14 protein-coding genes are annotated in these 15864 nt (G+C 66.7%); 4 read left to right on the top strand and 10 right to left on the bottom strand.

Annotated elements, in window-relative coordinates:
* Positions 1–341: 341 nt before the first annotated feature.
* The 6 genes from AB0L53_RS33005 to AB0L53_RS32980 form a co-directional block, all read right to left on the bottom strand.
* Positions 342–2906, bottom strand: coding sequence for a valine--tRNA ligase (locus tag AB0L53_RS33005; protein ID WP_364002231.1), 2565 nt, complete (start codon positions 2904–2906; stop codon positions 342–344).
* Positions 2907–2988: 82 nt separating this feature from the next.
* Positions 2989–4272, bottom strand: a complete 1284-nt coding sequence (clpX, locus tag AB0L53_RS33000; RefSeq protein WP_225292608.1) for an ATP-dependent Clp protease ATP-binding subunit ClpX — start codon at positions 4270–4272, stop codon at positions 2989–2991.
* A gap of 174 nt (positions 4273–4446) precedes the next feature.
* Positions 4447–5070: an ATP-dependent Clp protease proteolytic subunit gene (locus AB0L53_RS32995; protein ID WP_225292607.1), complete on the bottom strand. Its 624-nt coding sequence runs from the start codon at positions 5068–5070 to the stop codon at positions 4447–4449.
* Between the two features lie 10 nt (positions 5071–5080).
* Positions 5081–5713 (bottom strand): ATP-dependent Clp protease proteolytic subunit, encoded by a 633-nt coding sequence (locus tag AB0L53_RS32990; protein WP_358447784.1) that lies wholly within the window; start codon positions 5711–5713, stop codon positions 5081–5083.
* A gap of 174 nt (positions 5714–5887) precedes the next feature.
* Complete coding sequence (gene tig / locus AB0L53_RS32985) at positions 5888–7273, bottom strand: trigger factor (RefSeq protein ID WP_364002227.1); 1386 nt, start codon at positions 7271–7273, stop codon at positions 5888–5890.
* A gap of 169 nt (positions 7274–7442) precedes the next feature.
* Entirely contained in the window at positions 7443–8309 is an 867-nt protein-coding gene (locus AB0L53_RS32980) for a helix-turn-helix transcriptional regulator (RefSeq protein ID WP_364002224.1), read from the bottom strand.
* A 248-nt stretch (positions 8310–8557) separates the two neighbouring features.
* On the opposite strand from AB0L53_RS32980, the gene AB0L53_RS32975 reads away from it, so the two are divergent.
* Both AB0L53_RS32975 and AB0L53_RS32970 read left to right on the top strand, forming a co-directional pair.
* On the top strand, positions 8558–9019 hold the full coding sequence (locus AB0L53_RS32975) for an ATP-binding protein (protein ID WP_357953438.1): 462 nt from the start codon (positions 8558–8560) through the stop codon (positions 9017–9019).
* A gap of 146 nt (positions 9020–9165) precedes the next feature.
* Positions 9166–9999 (top strand): M48 family metalloprotease, encoded by an 834-nt coding sequence (locus tag AB0L53_RS32970; RefSeq protein ID WP_358556494.1) that lies wholly within the window; start codon positions 9166–9168, stop codon positions 9997–9999.
* 6 nt (positions 10000–10005) lie between these two features.
* Here the strand turns inward: AB0L53_RS32970 and AB0L53_RS32965 are convergent, their stop codons facing one another.
* Together AB0L53_RS32965 and AB0L53_RS32960 are read right to left on the bottom strand one after the other, a co-directional pair.
* On the bottom strand, positions 10006–11361 hold the full coding sequence (locus AB0L53_RS32965; RefSeq protein WP_364002220.1) for a M1 family metallopeptidase: 1356 nt from the start codon (positions 11359–11361) through the stop codon (positions 10006–10008).
* A 148-nt stretch (positions 11362–11509) separates the two neighbouring features.
* Entirely contained in the window at positions 11510–11743 is a 234-nt protein-coding gene (locus AB0L53_RS32960) for a sigma factor-like helix-turn-helix DNA-binding protein (protein ID WP_364002217.1), read from the bottom strand.
* A 78-nt stretch (positions 11744–11821) separates the two neighbouring features.
* Here AB0L53_RS32960 and AB0L53_RS32955 point away from each other — a divergent pair, with 78 nt between their 5' ends.
* Positions 11822–12460, top strand: coding sequence for a hypothetical protein (locus tag AB0L53_RS32955; protein WP_364002214.1), 639 nt, complete (start codon positions 11822–11824; stop codon positions 12458–12460).
* A 591-nt stretch (positions 12461–13051) separates the two neighbouring features.
* Here the strand turns inward: AB0L53_RS32955 and AB0L53_RS32950 are convergent.
* Positions 13052–13228 carry a hypothetical protein gene (locus tag AB0L53_RS32950; RefSeq protein ID WP_364002211.1) on the bottom strand — a complete coding sequence of 59 codons (177 nt, stop codon included), beginning with the start codon at positions 13226–13228 and terminating at the stop codon, positions 13052–13054.
* A 9-nt stretch (positions 13229–13237) separates the two neighbouring features.
* Positions 13238–13636 (bottom strand): hypothetical protein, encoded by a 399-nt coding sequence (locus tag AB0L53_RS32945; protein WP_364002208.1) that lies wholly within the window; start codon positions 13634–13636, stop codon positions 13238–13240.
* Between the two features lie 73 nt (positions 13637–13709).
* On the opposite strand from AB0L53_RS32945, the gene AB0L53_RS32940 reads away from it, so the two are divergent.
* A complete protein-coding gene (locus AB0L53_RS32940; protein ID WP_364002205.1) occupies positions 13710–14270 on the top strand; it encodes a hypothetical protein in 561 nt (186 codons plus the stop codon).
* Positions 14271–15864 lie beyond the last annotated feature (1594 nt).

Below are 15864 nucleotides of genomic sequence, written 5' to 3'. Positions count from 1 at the left end.
ACGGGGTTGTGCATCATGCACTGGCTTTTAACACACTGTTGAGTTCTCAAGAAACGGACGCGTACTCCCCAACCTGCGAGAGGCGCACATTTCGTCTTACCCAGTTTATCAGATCCGCGCGATCCTTGTCAAATCGGCCGATCCGGTACGTTCCGGGCAACCCTGCTAACTTACCTGAACTTCTGACTCATGTCCAATCACGCGCAGACACAGCCCGAAGTTCGGGAGAGATCACTGGGTTTTGCCGGGCTAACTTGCCCTGCGTTGAAGACTCTAGCAGTCCTGGTGCGGGGGAAGACCCAACTTCGGTAACGAATAGGTCTTCCCCCGGTGTGTCTCGCTCAAACACCCAAGCCGGCGAGCTGCGCCTCGAGCCGCACGATGTCGGCCGCCGACTGCTCGGCACGCCCCCTGACCTTGGCGACAACGTCCTCGGGCGCCTTGGCCATGAACTGCTCGTTGCCGAGCTTGGCCGCGACCTGGGCCGCCTCCTTGCGCGCGACCGCCAGATCCTTCTCCAGCCGCTTGCGTTCGGCCGCCACGTCGATGGCGCCGGCAGTGTCGATCTCCACGGTCACCCCGCCCACGGTGAAGCGGGCAGTGGCGGAAAAGGCGTCAGACGGCTCAGTGAGCCGTAGGAGTGAGCGGATGGCCCCCTCCTGCCCCGCGAGAGCCGTGCCGGTCAGTCCGAGCCGCGCGGCCACCTTCTGGCCGGGCTTCAGCCCCTGATCCGAACGGAATCTGCGCACCTCCGTCACCAGCTCCTGCAGGGCGACGATCTCCGCCTCGGCCGCCGGATCGGTCCGGGCGGCATCGACCTGCGGCCACGCTGCCACGGCGACCGACTTGCCGCCCGTGACGGCTCGCCACAGCTCCTCGGTCACGAACGGCACCAGCGGGTGCATCAGCCGCAGCAGCGTGTCGAGCACGTGACCCAGCACCAGCCGCGTGTGCTCCAGCCCCTCACCGAGCTGGATCTTGGCCAGCTCCAGGTACCAGTCGCAGACCTCGTCCCACGCGAAGTGGTAGAGCAGATCAGACGCCTTGGCGAACTCGAACTCCTCGAAGGCCGCGTCGGCCGTGGAGATCACGCTCTGGAGCCGCGACAGGATCCACCGGTCGGCCGTCGTCAGGTCCAGGCCGTCGAGGGAGCCGGTAGTCGCGCCGTTCATCAGCGCGAAGCGGGTGGCGTTCCAGATCTTGTTGCAGAAGTTGCGCGAGCCGCCCGCCCACTCCTCGCTCACCGCGACGTCGGCGCCGGGGTTGGCGCCGCGCAGCAGCGTGAAGCGCGTGGCGTCGGCGCCGAAGCGCTCGATCCAGTCGAGCGGGTCGACCACGTTGCCGAACGACTTGGACATCTTCTTGCCGTATTGGTCTCGGACCATGCCGTGCAGCGCCACCACGCGGAAAGGCGGCTCGCCGTCCATGGCGTACAGGCCGAACATCATCATGCGCGCGACCCAGAAGAACAGGATGTCGTAGCCGGTGACCAGCACGGAGGTCGGGTAGAAGCGCGCGAGCTCCGGTGTCGCATCCGGCCAGCCGAGCGTGGAGAACGGCCACAGGCCCGAGGAGAACCAGGTGTCGAGCACGTCGGCGTCCTGGACGTAGCCGGCCGGCGGATCCTGGTCGGGGCCCACGCACACGACCTCGCCGGCCGGGCCGTACCAGACCGGGATGCGATGCCCCCACCACAGCTGGCGCGAGATGCACCAGTCGTGCATGTCGTCGACCCAGTCGAAGTAGCGCTTTGCCAGCTCGGGCGGGTGGATCCGGGTGCGGCCGTCGCGCACCGCGTCGCCGGCGGCCTTGGCCAGCGGCGAGACGTTGACGAACCACTGCAGCGACAGTCTCGGCTCGACCACCGTCTTGCAGCGCGAGCAGTGGCCGACCGAGTGGACGTAGGGGCGCTTCTCGGCGACGATCCTGCCCTCGGCGCGCAGTGCGGCGACCACGGCGGGTCGTGCCTCGAACCGGTCGAGCCCCTCGAACGGTCCGTGCGCGGTGATCACGCCGCGCTCGTCCATGATGGTCAGCGACGGCAGCGAATGCCGACGGCCGATCTCGAAGTCGTTGGGGTCGTGGGCCGGCGTCACCTTGACCGCGCCGGTGCCGAAGGCCGGATCGACGTGCTCGTCGGCGACCACGGGGATCTGCCGGCCGGTGAGCGGCACCTCGACGAGCGTGCCGACCAGGTGGGCGTAGCGCTCGTCGGAGGGGTGCACGGCCACGGCGGTGTCACCGAGCATGGTCTCCGCGCGGGTGGTCGCCACCACGATCTCGTCGGAGTAGCGGATGGAGACGAGCTCGCCGTCGTCCTCGCTGTGTTCGACCTCGATGTCGGACAGCGCGGTGAGGCAGCGGGGACACCAGTTGATGATGCGTTCGGCCCGGTAGATCAGGCCGTCGTCGAAGAGCCGCTTGAAGATGGTCTGGACGGCCCGCGAGAGGCCGGTGTCCATGGTGAAGCGCTCGCGCTCCCAGTCGACGCCGTCGCCGAGCTTGCGCATCTGGCCGAGGATCCGGCCGCCGGACTCCTCCTTCCACTGCCAGACGCGCTCCACGAACGCCTCACGCCCGAGGTCGTGGCGCGACAGGCCCTCCTTGGCCAGCTCGCGCTCCACGACGTTCTGGGTGGCGATGCCGGCGTGGTCCATGCCGGGCAGCCACAGCGTCTCGCGGCCCTGCATGCGGGCCCGGCGGGTGAGCGCGTCCTGGATGGAGTGGTCGAGCGCGTGCCCGATGTGCAGGACGCCGGTCACGTTGGGCGGGGGGAGGACGATGCTGTACGGCTCGCGCGGGCTGCCCGGGTCCGCGTGGAAATAGCCTTCGGATACCCAGCGCTCGTAGCTCCGGGTCTCGACGTCGGCCGGGGTGTACTGGGTGGGCAGCTCTGGCGTTGTCACAGTGACCAATTCTAGGGAGGTGGTGGAAAGCGAAACGCCCCAGGGAGTTTGTCTCCGCGGGGCGCTTGCCGTAAGGGAAGGATCAGGCGGACTTTTCCCGCGGCGTGCGCTGCTGTTTCGCGGCGAGCTGGTCGCGGGGTACGAGCGTCGGGATGGCGTGTTCGAGCACCGACTCGCGGGTGATGACCACGCGAGCGACGTCCTGGCGCGACGGCACCTCGTACATCACCGACTGGAGCACCTCTTCGAGGATGGCGCGCAGGCCGCGCGCGCCGGTGCCGCGCAGGATCGCCTGGTCGGCGATGGCCTCGAGCGCGCCGTCGGTGAACTCCAGCTCCACGCCGTCAAGCTCGAGCAGCTTGCGGTATTGCTTGACCAGCGCGTTGCGCGGCTCGGTGAGGATCTGGATGAGCGCCTCGCGGTCGAGGTTGTGCACCGAGGTGATGACCGGCAGACGACCGACGAACTCGGGGATCATGCCGAACTTCAACAGGTCCTCGGGCATCACGTCGGAGAAGATGTCGGCCATGTCGACTTCTTCCTTCGACCGGATGATGGCGTTGAAGCCGATGCCCTTCTTGCCGATGCGCGACTCGATGATCTTTTCCAGACCGGCGAAGGCACCGCCACAGATGAACAGCACGTTCGTCGTGTCGATCTGGATGAACTCCTGGTGGGGGTGCTTACGCCCGCCCTGCGGCGGCACGCTCGCGGTCGTGCCCTCCAGGATCTTGAGCAGCGCCTGCTGGACGCCCTCACCGGAGACATCGCGGGTGATCGACGGGTTTTCGCTCTTGCGAGCGATCTTGTCGACCTCGTCGATGTAGATGATGCCGGTCTCGGCCTTCTTGACGTCGTAGTCGGCGGCCTGGATGAGCTTGAGCAGGATGTTCTCGACGTCCTCGCCGACGTAGCCCGCCTCGGTGAGCGCGGTGGCGTCGGCGATGGCGAAGGGCACGTTGAGCATCTTCGCCAGCGTCTGCGCGAGCAGCGTCTTGCCCGAGCCCGTGGGGCCGAGCAGCAGGATGTTGCTCTTGGCCAGCTCTAGACCGTCGTCTCTACCTCGGTCGCCGGACTGCACCCGCTTGTAGTGGTTGTAGACCGCCACCGAGAGCGCCTTCTTCGCCTTGTCCTGACCGATGACATAGGCGTCGAGGAACTCGTAGATCTCCCTCGGCTTGGGCAGGTTGTCCCACTTGAGCTCAGAGGACTCCGAGAGCTCCTCTTCGATGATCTCGTTGCAGAGATCGATGCACTCATCGCAGATGTAGACGCCTGGACCGGCAATGAGCTTCTTGACTTGCTTCTGGCTCTTCCCGCAGAAAGAGCACTTCAGCAGGTCTCCCCCGTCGCCGATGCGTGCCACCCCAGATACTCCTTTGCGTGGGACCGCCCTGCTCCCGCGATCCGTATCTCCCGGACCGGGTCCGAACCGCTCAGGTTTCGACGTTACCGTCTTCTGGGCCCTCAGTGAGCCCCCTGGCGGCGAGTCGCACCGGAACGTGCCCAATCGGGCAGCGCTCCGGTGCGTCACATCTCATCAGGAAGCGACGGCCTGAGCTCGCTTCTTCCTCGACGGGATGATGTCGTCGATCAGACCATACGCCTTTGCCTCGTCCGCGTTGAGAATTTTGTCGCGTTCGATGTCCTTTCGGACTTCCGCAGGCGCCTTTCCGGAGTGCTTCGCCACGATCTCCTCCAGGAGGGAGCGCATGCGAAGGATCTCGCGGGCCTGGATCTCGATGTCGCTTCCCTGGCCGCCGCCCTCGGTGGACGGCTGGTGGATGAGCACCCTGGCGTTGGGAAGCGCGAACCGCTTGCCGGGAGTCCCGCCGGCCAGCAGCACGGCCGCGGCGGAGGCGGCCTGCCCCAGGCAGACGGTCTGGATCTCCGGCCGGACGAACTGCATCGTGTCGTAAATCGCCGTCATGGCGGTGAAGGAGCCACCCGGCGAGTTGATGTAGATGCTGATGTCACGGTCGGGATCGAGCGACTCCAGCGTCAGCAGCTGGGCCATCACGTCGTTGGCCGACGCGTCGTCGATCTGCACTCCGAGGAAGATGATGCGGTCCTCGAAGAGCTTGTTGTACGGATTCATCTCCTTCACGCCATAGGACGTGCGTTCGACGAAGGAGGGGAGAACGTACCGGCTTTCGATGTTCACTTCAACTCCCCTAGGAGACGGCGCCGTGCGAGGGCACCTGCCTCGCGCTGCGCACGACGTGGTCGATGAAGCCGTAGTCCTTGGCCTCTTCGGCCGTGAACCAGCGGTCTCGATCGGAGTCGGACTCGATCTGGTCGAGCGACTGGCCCGTGTGGTGCGCGATCCGCTCGGCCAGAGTCTTCTTCACGTAGAGCATCTGCTCCGCCTGGATGGCGATGTCCGCGGCGGTGCCGCCGATGCCACCGGACGGCTGGTGCATCATGATGCGCGCGTGTGGCAGGGCGTAGCGCTTGCCTCTCTCGCCCGCCGACAGCAGGAACTGCCCCATGGAGGCGGCCAGCCCCATGGCGACCGTGGCCACGTCGTTGGGCACATATTCCATCATGTCGTAGATGGCCATGCCGGCGGTCACCGACCCGCCAGGCGAGTTGATGTAGAGCCAGATGTCACGGTCGGGATCGTCGGCCGCGAGCAGCAACAGCTCGGCACAGATGCGGTTGGCGATCTCGTCGTTGACCTCCTGCCCCAGCACGATGATGCGCTCGCGCAGCAGGCGCTGGTAAAGCTGGTCCTCAAGCCGGAAGGACGAGCCGTTCTCACGGCCTCGCGACTCAGGCTGATAGAAGGTCGGCGGGCTGGTCACAGCGTCACCTTCCGATGCGTCGTAATCGATTGGCTTTGCTTGTGACCCTAACGCGCGGGGCACACAGCTCATGCCCGGTCCGCCTACTGTTCGCTGACGGCGCAGGTAAGGCCGCCCAGAGCAGCGCGAAGCCCCCGAACCGTCCGGATCGGGGGCTTGGTGCCGTTTCTGGGGCTAGGCGTCGGCCTTCTCCTCGGTCGCCGGCTCGTCGGCCGGCTCCTCGGTGGGCTCCTCGCCGTTGATCTCGGTGTAGATGGCCTTGAGGTCGACCTCGTTGCCGTCGGTGTCGACCACCTTGGCGGCGTCGCCGATGACGGACTTGGCCTTGTCACGGACGATCTCGACCATCGCCAGCGTCAGCTGGTCGTTGTCGGCCAGGTGCTGGGCCAGCTGGTTGGGCTGGACGCCCATCTCCATGGCGCGGCGGACGACGAAGTTGGTCAGCTCCTGCTCGGAGACGCCCAGGTCCTCGCTCTTGACGATCTTGTCGAGGACGAACCCGACCTTGATGGCCTTGGCGGAGCTGCTGTCGAACTCGGCGAAGCGCTCCTCCTCGGTCGTCTGGTAGAGGCGGAAGAAGGCGTCGCGGCTGAGCCCGCTCTCGGCGATCTGGTGCTCGAGGTTGTGCTTGCGGGCGTCGACCTCGGCCTTGAGCGCGCTGTCGGGGATCGGCATCTCGATCTTGTCGAGCAGCGAGTCGAGGGCCTTCTCCCGGGCCTGGACGACCTGGTCGACCAGCTTGTTGCGGCGGGCCTGCTCGCGGATGCTGTCCTTCAGCTCGGCGAGCGTGTCGAACTCGCTGGCCAGCTGGGCGAACTCGTCGTCGAGCTCAGGCAGGACCTTCTCCTTGACCGTCTTGACGTTGATGATGACGTCGGCTTCCTCGCCGGCGTTCTCACCACCGACCAGCTCGGTCTTGAAGGTCTTCTCGTCGCCCGCGGACATGCCCGCGAGGGCGTCGTCGAGACCCTGCAGCACGGAGCCGGCGCCGACCTCGTAGGAGACCTCGTTGGCCTGCTGCTCCTCGATGTTGGCACCGTCGATCTCGGCACGCAGGTCCATGACGACGAAGTCGCCGGCGGCGGCCGCGCGCTCGACGCCGGTCAGCGTGGCGAAGCGCTGGCGCAGCGCGTCGAGCTGGCCGTCGATGTCCTCGTCGGCGACCTCGGCGGAGTCGACCGTGACCTCGGTGCCCGCGTAGTCGGGGACCTCGAAGGCGGGCCGGACGTCGACTTCGGCGGTGAACTCGACCTGCTCGCCATCCTCGATCTTGGTGATCTCGATGTCGGGCTGGCTGACCGGGAAGAGGTCGACCTCGTCGACGGCCTGACCGTACAGCTTGGGCACCGCGTCGTTGAGGGTCTCCTCCAGCACCACCGCGCGGCCGAAGCGCTGCTCGATGATGCGGGCCGGAACCTTGCCAGGGCGGAACCCGGGGACGCGCACCTGCTGCGCGACCTTCTTGTACGCCGCATCCAGGCTCGGGCGCAGCTCTTCGAACGGCACCTCGACAGTGAGCTTCACCCTGGTCGGGCTGAGCTCCTCGACAGCGGTCTTCACGGGGTGGTCTCCTTGATCAAGCTTCGAGTGATCGCGGGCGCGTCCAGATTTGGTACGGCTCACGCGCCGCGCCCACATGAGCGGCGCTGGGCATGCTCCGCCTTGGCGGGATCCAAGCGCCGTTCGCCAGTCTAGGGTAGATGCGTACCCAACAACGACGTGACGACCCTCAGAACTCCTCGGCGATCACCCGTAGGAGCTCGATGGTCTCGTCCGGCGTCGTGCTGACGGCGCAGAGCCGCTCCATCACCTCGGTGTAGCGGTCGACGTCCTCGCGTTTGTCCAGGTAGAGGGCACTGGCGAGTTGCTCGACGTACACCACGTCCGGCAGGTCGTGGTCGGGGAAGCGCAGGACGCTGAACGCGCCGCCCTCGGCGCTGTGGCCCCCGAAGCTGAACGGCATGACCTGGATGGTGATGTTGGGCTGGCGCATCAGGTCGATAAGGTGCTCGAGCTGGGCCCGCATCACCTCGGCGCCGCCGATGGGGCGGCGCAGCGCGGCCTCGTCGATGACCGCCCAGAAGACCGGGCCGTCGGGCCGGTCGAACATGCGCTGGCGTTCGAGCCGGAGGTCCACCCTGCGGGCGATCTCCTCCGCGCCGATGCCGGCCGAGCCGGCCGTGACGACCGCCCGGGCGTATTCCTTGGTCTGTAACAACCCCGGAACGAACTGGACCTCGTAGGTCCTGATCCTGGCCGCGGCCTCTTCGAGGCCGACGTAGGCCTGGAACCACGTGGGCAGGATGTCGTTGAAGCGGTGCCACCATCCGGGCTCGTTCGCCGTGGCCACCAGGTCGAGTACGGCTGAACGCGCCTGGGTGTCCACCACCCCGTAAAGGGTCAGCAAATCAGCCACGTCGCGCTCCTTGAAGCCGACGCGTCCCAGCTCCATGCGGCTGATCTTGGATTCGGAGCCCCTGATGAGGTGGCCTGCCTCCTCGCGGGTGACGCCCTTCCCCTCCCTGAGCCTGCGCAGCTGGGAGCCCAGGAGGATGCGCAGCGCCGTAGGGCCGGAACCCGGCTGGTTCTGCGTCACTCTGCCTCCTATCAAGGTCCGCACACACAGTGACACCACATTGCCGGGTATGACAAGGTCTCAACCTGGTGTCCGATTCGGATACCCCTACCCGTAGCCGCTCATGCTGCTGCACATTGCACATGCACGTGCATTTGGGTCTTGCAGCGGCCGGGGATCGTGATCCATGATGGCCTAGTGCATATTGGGCCAAACATGCACGAACCCAGGAACAATCGGGAGGTATCGGCGGGATGGTGGAGGACCCTTTGGCCACTGCCGATTGCCTGCAGATCACCCGTGAAGTGGGGTTCGACAGCCTGTTGAGCTCGGGCAAGCCGTACACGACCTCGTGTCCGCTGCCCTTCCAGGCCGACTCCGTGAAGACCGCCAGGGACGTGACCCGTTCCACCTTACGCGGCTGGGGCCTGCCGGAGTTGGGCGACGACGCCGCGCTGGTCGTGTCCGAGCTGGTGACGAACGCGGTCAGGTACGCGATGTACGCGCGTGGCCGGCGGGAGATCCAGCTGCTGCTGATGCGGGTCGTCCCCCACGTGCTGCTGGCCGTGGCCGACCCGAGCGACAAGATCCCCACGCCCAAGGAGCCCGACTTCATCTCCGAGAACGGGCGTGGCCTTTACATCGTCGAGACCTACAGCCAATGCTGGGGCTGGGACCCGCTGGCTCGTGGCGGCAAAGCCGTGTGGGCCCTCTTCCGTACTGACTCCTGATTTATTACTCTTTCTTGGAGTGAAGGGGAGTACCTCCGAACACGCCTGATCGTCATGACGGCCCGCGCGGCCCGGTCAGGTGGGCCCTGTGTGGCGAGGGAGACCTTCCGGCCCATCGTCGTCGGCTGGAGGTTCCGAAGGTGCGCATGCTCATCCCCATGGCCCTGCTCGCGGCCATCTACTCGGCTGTTCTGGCCGGTCTGGTGCTGATCGGGATTCCGGTCCTGTACGTCGCCCTCGGGGCGGCCCTCATCCTGCTCGTGCAGTGGTGGTACACCGAGGTACTGGCGCGGCGGATGACCCGGGCCCGGTACGTCACGGCCGAGCAGGAGCCCGAACTGCACGCCGTACTCGATCGGCTCTGCGCGCTGAGCGACGTGGCCAAGCCGCGGCTGGCGATCAGCCCCTCCCCCGCCCCGAACGCCTACACGGTCGGCCGCTCGCGGCGCAGCGCGACGATCATCGTCACCGAAGGGCTGCGCGCCCGCCTGGAGGCCGACGAGCTGACGGCGGTGCTCGCACATGAGATCGCGCACATCCAGCACCGGGACGTGGCGGTGATGACGCTGGCGAGCTCGTTCGCGATCGCGCTGGCGGCGTTCGCCAAGGGCACAGGGCGGGCCGCGGTGGAGGCTCCGGGGCTGTTCTTCGAGGAGTTCCCCTTCGGGCTGTTCGTCGGGCTGGCGATCCTGACGGGCGGGGCCGCCGCGGGGCTGGCCAGTTACCTCGCGCACCTGCCGCTGCGCTGGCTCAGCCGCTCCAGGGAACTGGCCGCCGACCGCGCCGCCGCCGACCTGCTCGGCCAGCCGGGACTGCTCGCCTCGGCGCTGCTCAAGGTGCACGCGGAGGACGGCATCCCGCTGACCGACCTGCGGCGCGGGGTGCCGGCGTTGGGGCTGGTGGCCTGCCGTACGAAGAAGGGCTCCCTGATGGCCACGCACCCGCACGTGCACGTACGGGTGCGGCGGCTCATGGGATAGTCCCTATTACTGGGCGGTTGGTGTGGTCGGCGAGTCAAGCCAATCGTCGACCAGGGCGGTGAAATCGTCGCCCGTCCGCTCGTTCAGCCACTTCACGAACGACGCCCGGTCCTGCGTGGTCCCCTTGTGCTCCTGCACCCAGGCACGCAGGGTCGCGAAGAACCGCTCGTCCCCGAGCCGCTTGCGGATCTCGTGCAGCATCACCGCGGGACCGTAGTACACGTTGCTCGCCCCGAACGCGCTCGCCTGGTAATGCCCGGGTGGCCCGAACTGGTTGCGCAGCCTCCCGTCGAGCGCCCGAGCGTCGCGGAGGTAGCTCTCCAGCTTCGAGCCGCCGTGGTCGGCGGCCCACGCCCACTCGAAGTACATCGCGAAGCCCTCGTTCAACCAGACGTCTCGCCAGGTCCGAGGCGTGACCGCGTCGCCGAACCACTGGTGCGCCATCTCGTGCGCCACCACATTGGCGGTGAGGAATTCGGGGGCCAGCGTCACCATCTGCTGGGTCTCCATCCCGGAGTCACTGGTGACGACCACACCCGCGCTGTTGAAGGGGTAGGGACCCAGCCGCTTCTCCAGCCAGCGCAGGATCGCCGGCGTCTGCCGTACGACGGGGAGGTACTCCTTCCGGTCACCCCGGCGGAGCCAGTACGTGATCGGGATCCCGCGCGGCCCCTTGGCGTCGAAGCGCTGGTAGCGATCGACGGCGAGCAGCGTGACGTAACTGGCCACCGACTCGGTCGACCGCCAGAGGTAGGTGTTCCCCTTACGGCCTTCGAAGCGCCCGTGCGCCACCGCCGCCCACCCGCGCGGCACTGTGACCGCCACGTCGTAGCGAGCTTCGTCGGACGGGTGGTCGTTCACGGGGAACCAGGTGAAGGCCCCGTACGGCTCCTGCAGCGCCCATGCCGACCCGTCGGCGGCCGAACGCAAGCCGAGCTTGCTCGTATCCGATCGGTACTGCCCCGTGCGTACAGGCTTGGGAACCCCGTGATAGCGGACGGCCACCTCGACCCGCTTGCCCGCCGCCACCGGCGAGCCCAGCGGAATCACCAGGTGGTCGCCCGGGTGCCGGGCCTTGACCGTCTTCCCGGCGACCGTCACCCCGTCCACGCGCAACGCGCGGCCGAAGTCGAGCGAGATCTTGTCTATCTTCTTGACGGCTCTGACGGTGAGCCGGGCCGTACCGGTGAGCAGGCGCTTGGACGGCTTCCAGTCCAGCTTCAGCCCGTAGTGGAGGACGTCGATCGCGGGGTTGCCGTAGGCGGGGTAGACCGGGTCCGCCACCGGCTCCGAGAGCCCCTTGTCGGGTGCGCCCGGCACGGCTACCGCCGCGGTGAGTAAGAGGGAAATGATCGAATGCACCGCGCCACGGTAGTACGTCATGCTTTATGGCGATATAGAACGCTTGGTAAGCGTCATTTCCCTCAGCTCTTGTCGTAGACCCCGGCGGACCACGTTCCGGGCCTGGCTCCCAGGTCGGCGGCCAATTCCAGAGCGACGTCGTACCTGATCAGTTCCTGAGCCGCGTCAGCGCCCGCCCGAGCTGGGTCTTGACCGTGCCCAGAGAGCACCCGAGCACGGCAGCGCACTGCGGCAGCGTCAGGTCCTCGGAGTAGTGCAGGACGATGACCGCCCGCTGACGGTCCGAGAGCCCTCTGCTCGCCGTCCAGAGCGCGCCCTTCTCACTGAGCTCGCGGGCGAAGTCTCCGCGGGCGGTCGTGTCGGGAAGCGACTCCGTGGGCACCTCGCCGCGCCATCGCCTGCGACAGGGATTTCTCGCCGTACCTCCGGCATTTCGCTGGATGGCGGAATACTGGCGGCTATGGTCATCGTCGACGTCGTCCTGGAAACCTATGACGCGGTGGACTTCACGGCCTGGCCGATCGCAGAGCCGTCGAGTGACCACCTGCTCGCTCTCTCCGGTCAGATGTCTCCCGCCGAAGTCGGGACGGCCATGGCCGTCATCTTCAGCTACAACCACATCCCGGTCGTCCACGCCGCCGACATGACCGTCACCCACCTGGAACAGCATTTTGCCGAAAGGAAAGCCCTTATCGCCCCAGGTGGGCTGCGTTTCCGCGACACCACCACGAATGTCACCGTCTCGCCCGGATGCTGCTTCGGCCTGGAGAACTGGCGCGACTGGTGGAGCGTGGTCGATGGGCGAGAGACCTGGTTCGGCCACGACCCCACGCCAAGCGTCACCCACGACGGCCAGATGATCCAACTCCGGCAGGACGATCGGGATGTGCCTCCATCCCCGCCCATCGAGATCACTCGCAGCGAACTCTCGAACCTGCTCGCCACAGCACAACAGCGGCTCACCGGATTCCTCAACCTCGCCCAGCGATGGGCCACCGCCACTACCCCAGGGGTGGCTGACCGGCTCGTCTCAACCCTCGACGAACACTTGATGATCACTGCGCGCCTGCCGGTCGTGCAGCCCGAGGCGGAGTTCTGATCTGCGTGAGCAGTCCCGCGGGATCCGGGAACGTATCGCGCTCGTACGCCTCGATCGTCGCCACTAGGCAGTTGCCCCCGCCTTGAGACGGCCGCAGGTCGCCGTCGCTACGGCCCCCTGGTCGAACACCAACTCTGCTCCCACATCCCCGCTGCATGCGTGCGAGCCGTTCGCCGATGTGCCACGGCGGCCCGCCGACGGGTGCGGACTACCAAAATTAGTAGATCTTTCTCCTCATAGTTCCCGTTATATGACATTTCCGGCACCGCTCTTGACCTGGACTTTTACGCTCCACAGAGTCGCCCGCCTTCCCTTGATAGGCACTTGACCTGCGGAAATGGCAGAGTACTCTCGCTCTACCACAAGCATCCGGTTTAGCCATATCAGTCCACTGTCATCACTTCTGTCAGGATCTGTATGGGTAAATCCGGTCTCGTCCCGGAGGTCCCACACTTCCATGACGCACCAAACTGCCCCGACCGCTCGACAGGCAGCCGATGACCACGCGGTCCAAGCGGCGGACCGGCCCTCTCAGGGGCCGCCTTCGGACACCGAAGACCGCCAGGACTTTCACGGGAAGGACCAGGGCACTCAGGGGAAGCCGAACGGGCCCGCGAGCCTCGACCAAGACGGCACCAGCCGGGACGGCTCCCACCAGGAGGGCGTCAACCCGTCGTCGAACGCGACCCGTCCCGCACCTGAACCGACCCGGGCCTCGGACACGCCGCCACCCGTGACCGCACCGACGCCGTCCTCAGACGCACCCACGACCGCCCCTCAGCCAACCTCCGACACAGCCACACCCACCTCGACATCCGACACACCTTCAACCTCAGCTACTCCACCGCCAGCTTCAGACGCACCGGCTGCCACCCCCACCTCCGCTACGCCTTCCTCTACGCCCACCCCCACCGCGTCAGACTCGTCCTCTCCCACTGCCACCCCAACGCCGTCTGGCTCACCGTCATCGACCCTCACTCCCACACCCACCCCCACAACATCCGACTCGCCCTCGCCCTCGGCTACCGCCACGACGTCGGACTCGCCATCAGCCGCGGCCACCCCCACAGATGCGACGACCACCACTTCGTCCTCGCCCATGCCAATCGCGACCTCCGCAACCGAGACCGCCGTTGCGGACAACACCGCTGCCACGCCGACGACGTCCAGCCCCATGACTCAGAGAGCCCTCCCCACACACCTCAACGCCGCGATCACCAACCCACTGCCGAGCTTGTCCACTCCAACGATGATCACCTCGGCCGTGGTGGTCGTGGCGGCCCTGCTGGCTGTGCTCGCAGTGCTCGTGGCCAAGGCCCGCCGCGGGACGCGCTTGGCCACCGCCGGATACGTGGAACCCAGCCCATCCACGCCCGCCCCCCACCACAGCACCGCCGAGCCTGACGAGGGCGACCAGTGGAGGCGGCAACTCCTGGAAGTCATCGAGGCCGCCGCCTCCGGCCAACAGGAGAATGTCCTGCCCGGCGCACCCTACGGACAGGAGGACTCGCGACCCGCGACCAGTTCGCCCGTACTCGGCTCCGGCAGCGACCCTCAGGAGACTGCCGCCTGGACTCCGCCATTCGAGCCCCTCAATCGCCCCGGCCCCCTGGAGTCGCTCTTCAACGCCGAACCAAGCACTGGCGTCGCCGACCTCGCTGAGACCTCCCCGTTCGACCCTCTCGCTCCGGCCGAGAGCAACCCCGAGTCGGAATACCACGGACGCAGGCGGCGCAGCGAACATCCCGCCACCGATGAGGGTGCCGACGACGACACCCCGCCGGGAGACACCGGTCAGTCCACCCCGTAGCCGACGGCGAAGGCGGCCAGCCGGGAACACGGCGTTCGGCCAGGACACGTCAAGGATGGCGCCGTGCGCGGCTGTGCCGCGCTCAGTACTCGCCGGAGAGCATCCGAAGACCCGGAGGCCAGGAGAACCCTCGCGCTGCCCGCAGGATGCGTGAACGTCCTGCTGGAACTGCGGGCCGCACAGATCAGTCAGCAAGGAGACTCATGGACGGAGGACGGTCCAGTGTTCGTGCCCACCGCAGGCATTGAAGACGTATGGAAGTCCGCTGCTGGGGCCGGGATCGCATCTTCGAGAGTGGCGTGGAGCCGTAGTCACTCAGAAGGCCACTCCCGAGCACGGGAGTGGCCTTCTGACCGGTCGGGGCGACGGGATTTGAACCTGCGACTTCTTGCTCCCAAACCACCTCGAAGACCCGTTACTGCGGAGCGAAAGGCCAGGTCAACGGGCTGGCGACGTGCGCCGACGTACGCTCACGTTCGAGATCATTCACTGCGATTGTTCAAGCAGAACGTCAAGCAGGCGGGCAACTGCTACCAGGGCTGTTAGGAGCTTCGCCCGCCTTTTCGGACCGTGCTTCGCATGGGAGAGGCGCTGCACCATGTTTCAGCAGATCTCCCAGGCGCATCGCGCGTGGAGAAGCTGGCTCGGAGTCAGCCCTTCTGAACTCTATGCAAGTGTGTTCTCGCGCCAGCCACTGCTCATCCATGGGCGTGCCCAGGATGGCCTCAGCCGTCATCAGCGACGCTATGCCGTAATTGGCCTGCCACCCCTCCAGCCCACCGGAGGTGGTCCTCATCCAGCGCTCCACCGTCTCCTGGTCGGGCGTGGCATCGTAGTCCCACGCAATTCCATCGAAGCTCACCACAACGCGCCCCTTCTCCCTGTACGTGACGTGCGGTGGGCCGAAGTCACTCCAGCCAACGTCCAGGCACACGCCTGCCTGGGAAAGACGGACCCGCTCGGCGGCCTCCACGCATGGCAGCCCTGGTTCCATGAGGACGACGCCATCACCGAGCGCACCGGCGAAGAGGAACGGTGTCCCCTCCTCGAGACCAAATGGGCAGCCTCGTCGGTCTCGCGAAATGTGGCGGCCATCGGCAGGTTCCGGCCTCCGCCGTAGATGGCAAGGACGTCGTCCAGGGTGGCGCCCGTGCACCCGCCGTCCCCCGTCACGCCCCTGGCGCCAGGTAATAGTCAGAAGCGGGCCTGGCCGCCGCGTTCTCCCGACCTTTGCTGTTCGGGTCGAAGTCGGCATTCGACGATCGCCGAGAACCGCTTGCCCTTGAGCTTCTTGTACACGTCGGCCAGGTTGTGCTCCAGGAAGTGCGCGATGCCTGCCTCACCAACCGCGTGGATAAGAGAGAGGCCCAGGGGAAGGAGCGGAAGGCGAACAGCCTGGTGTTCGCGTCAACAGCCGGCACGGAACTGAACGCGGCCAACGTGCGGTGCGCCCTTCCGCAACGTCATCAAGAACGCGATGGGGATGAACCCGAAGGAGTGGACGCCCCGAGAGCTACGGCACAGTTTCGTGTCCTGCTCTCTTACAACGGGCTACCGCTCGAAGAGATCTCGCGCCTAGTCGGCCACAGCAGCA

This window comes from Nonomuraea sp. NPDC052129 (assembly GCF_040680095.1).
Taxonomy (GTDB): domain Bacteria; phylum Actinomycetota; class Actinomycetes; order Streptosporangiales; family Streptosporangiaceae; genus Nonomuraea.
The sequence above is the reverse complement of the archived record's forward strand: the minus strand, read 5'-3'. Positions and strand labels throughout refer to the sequence as shown.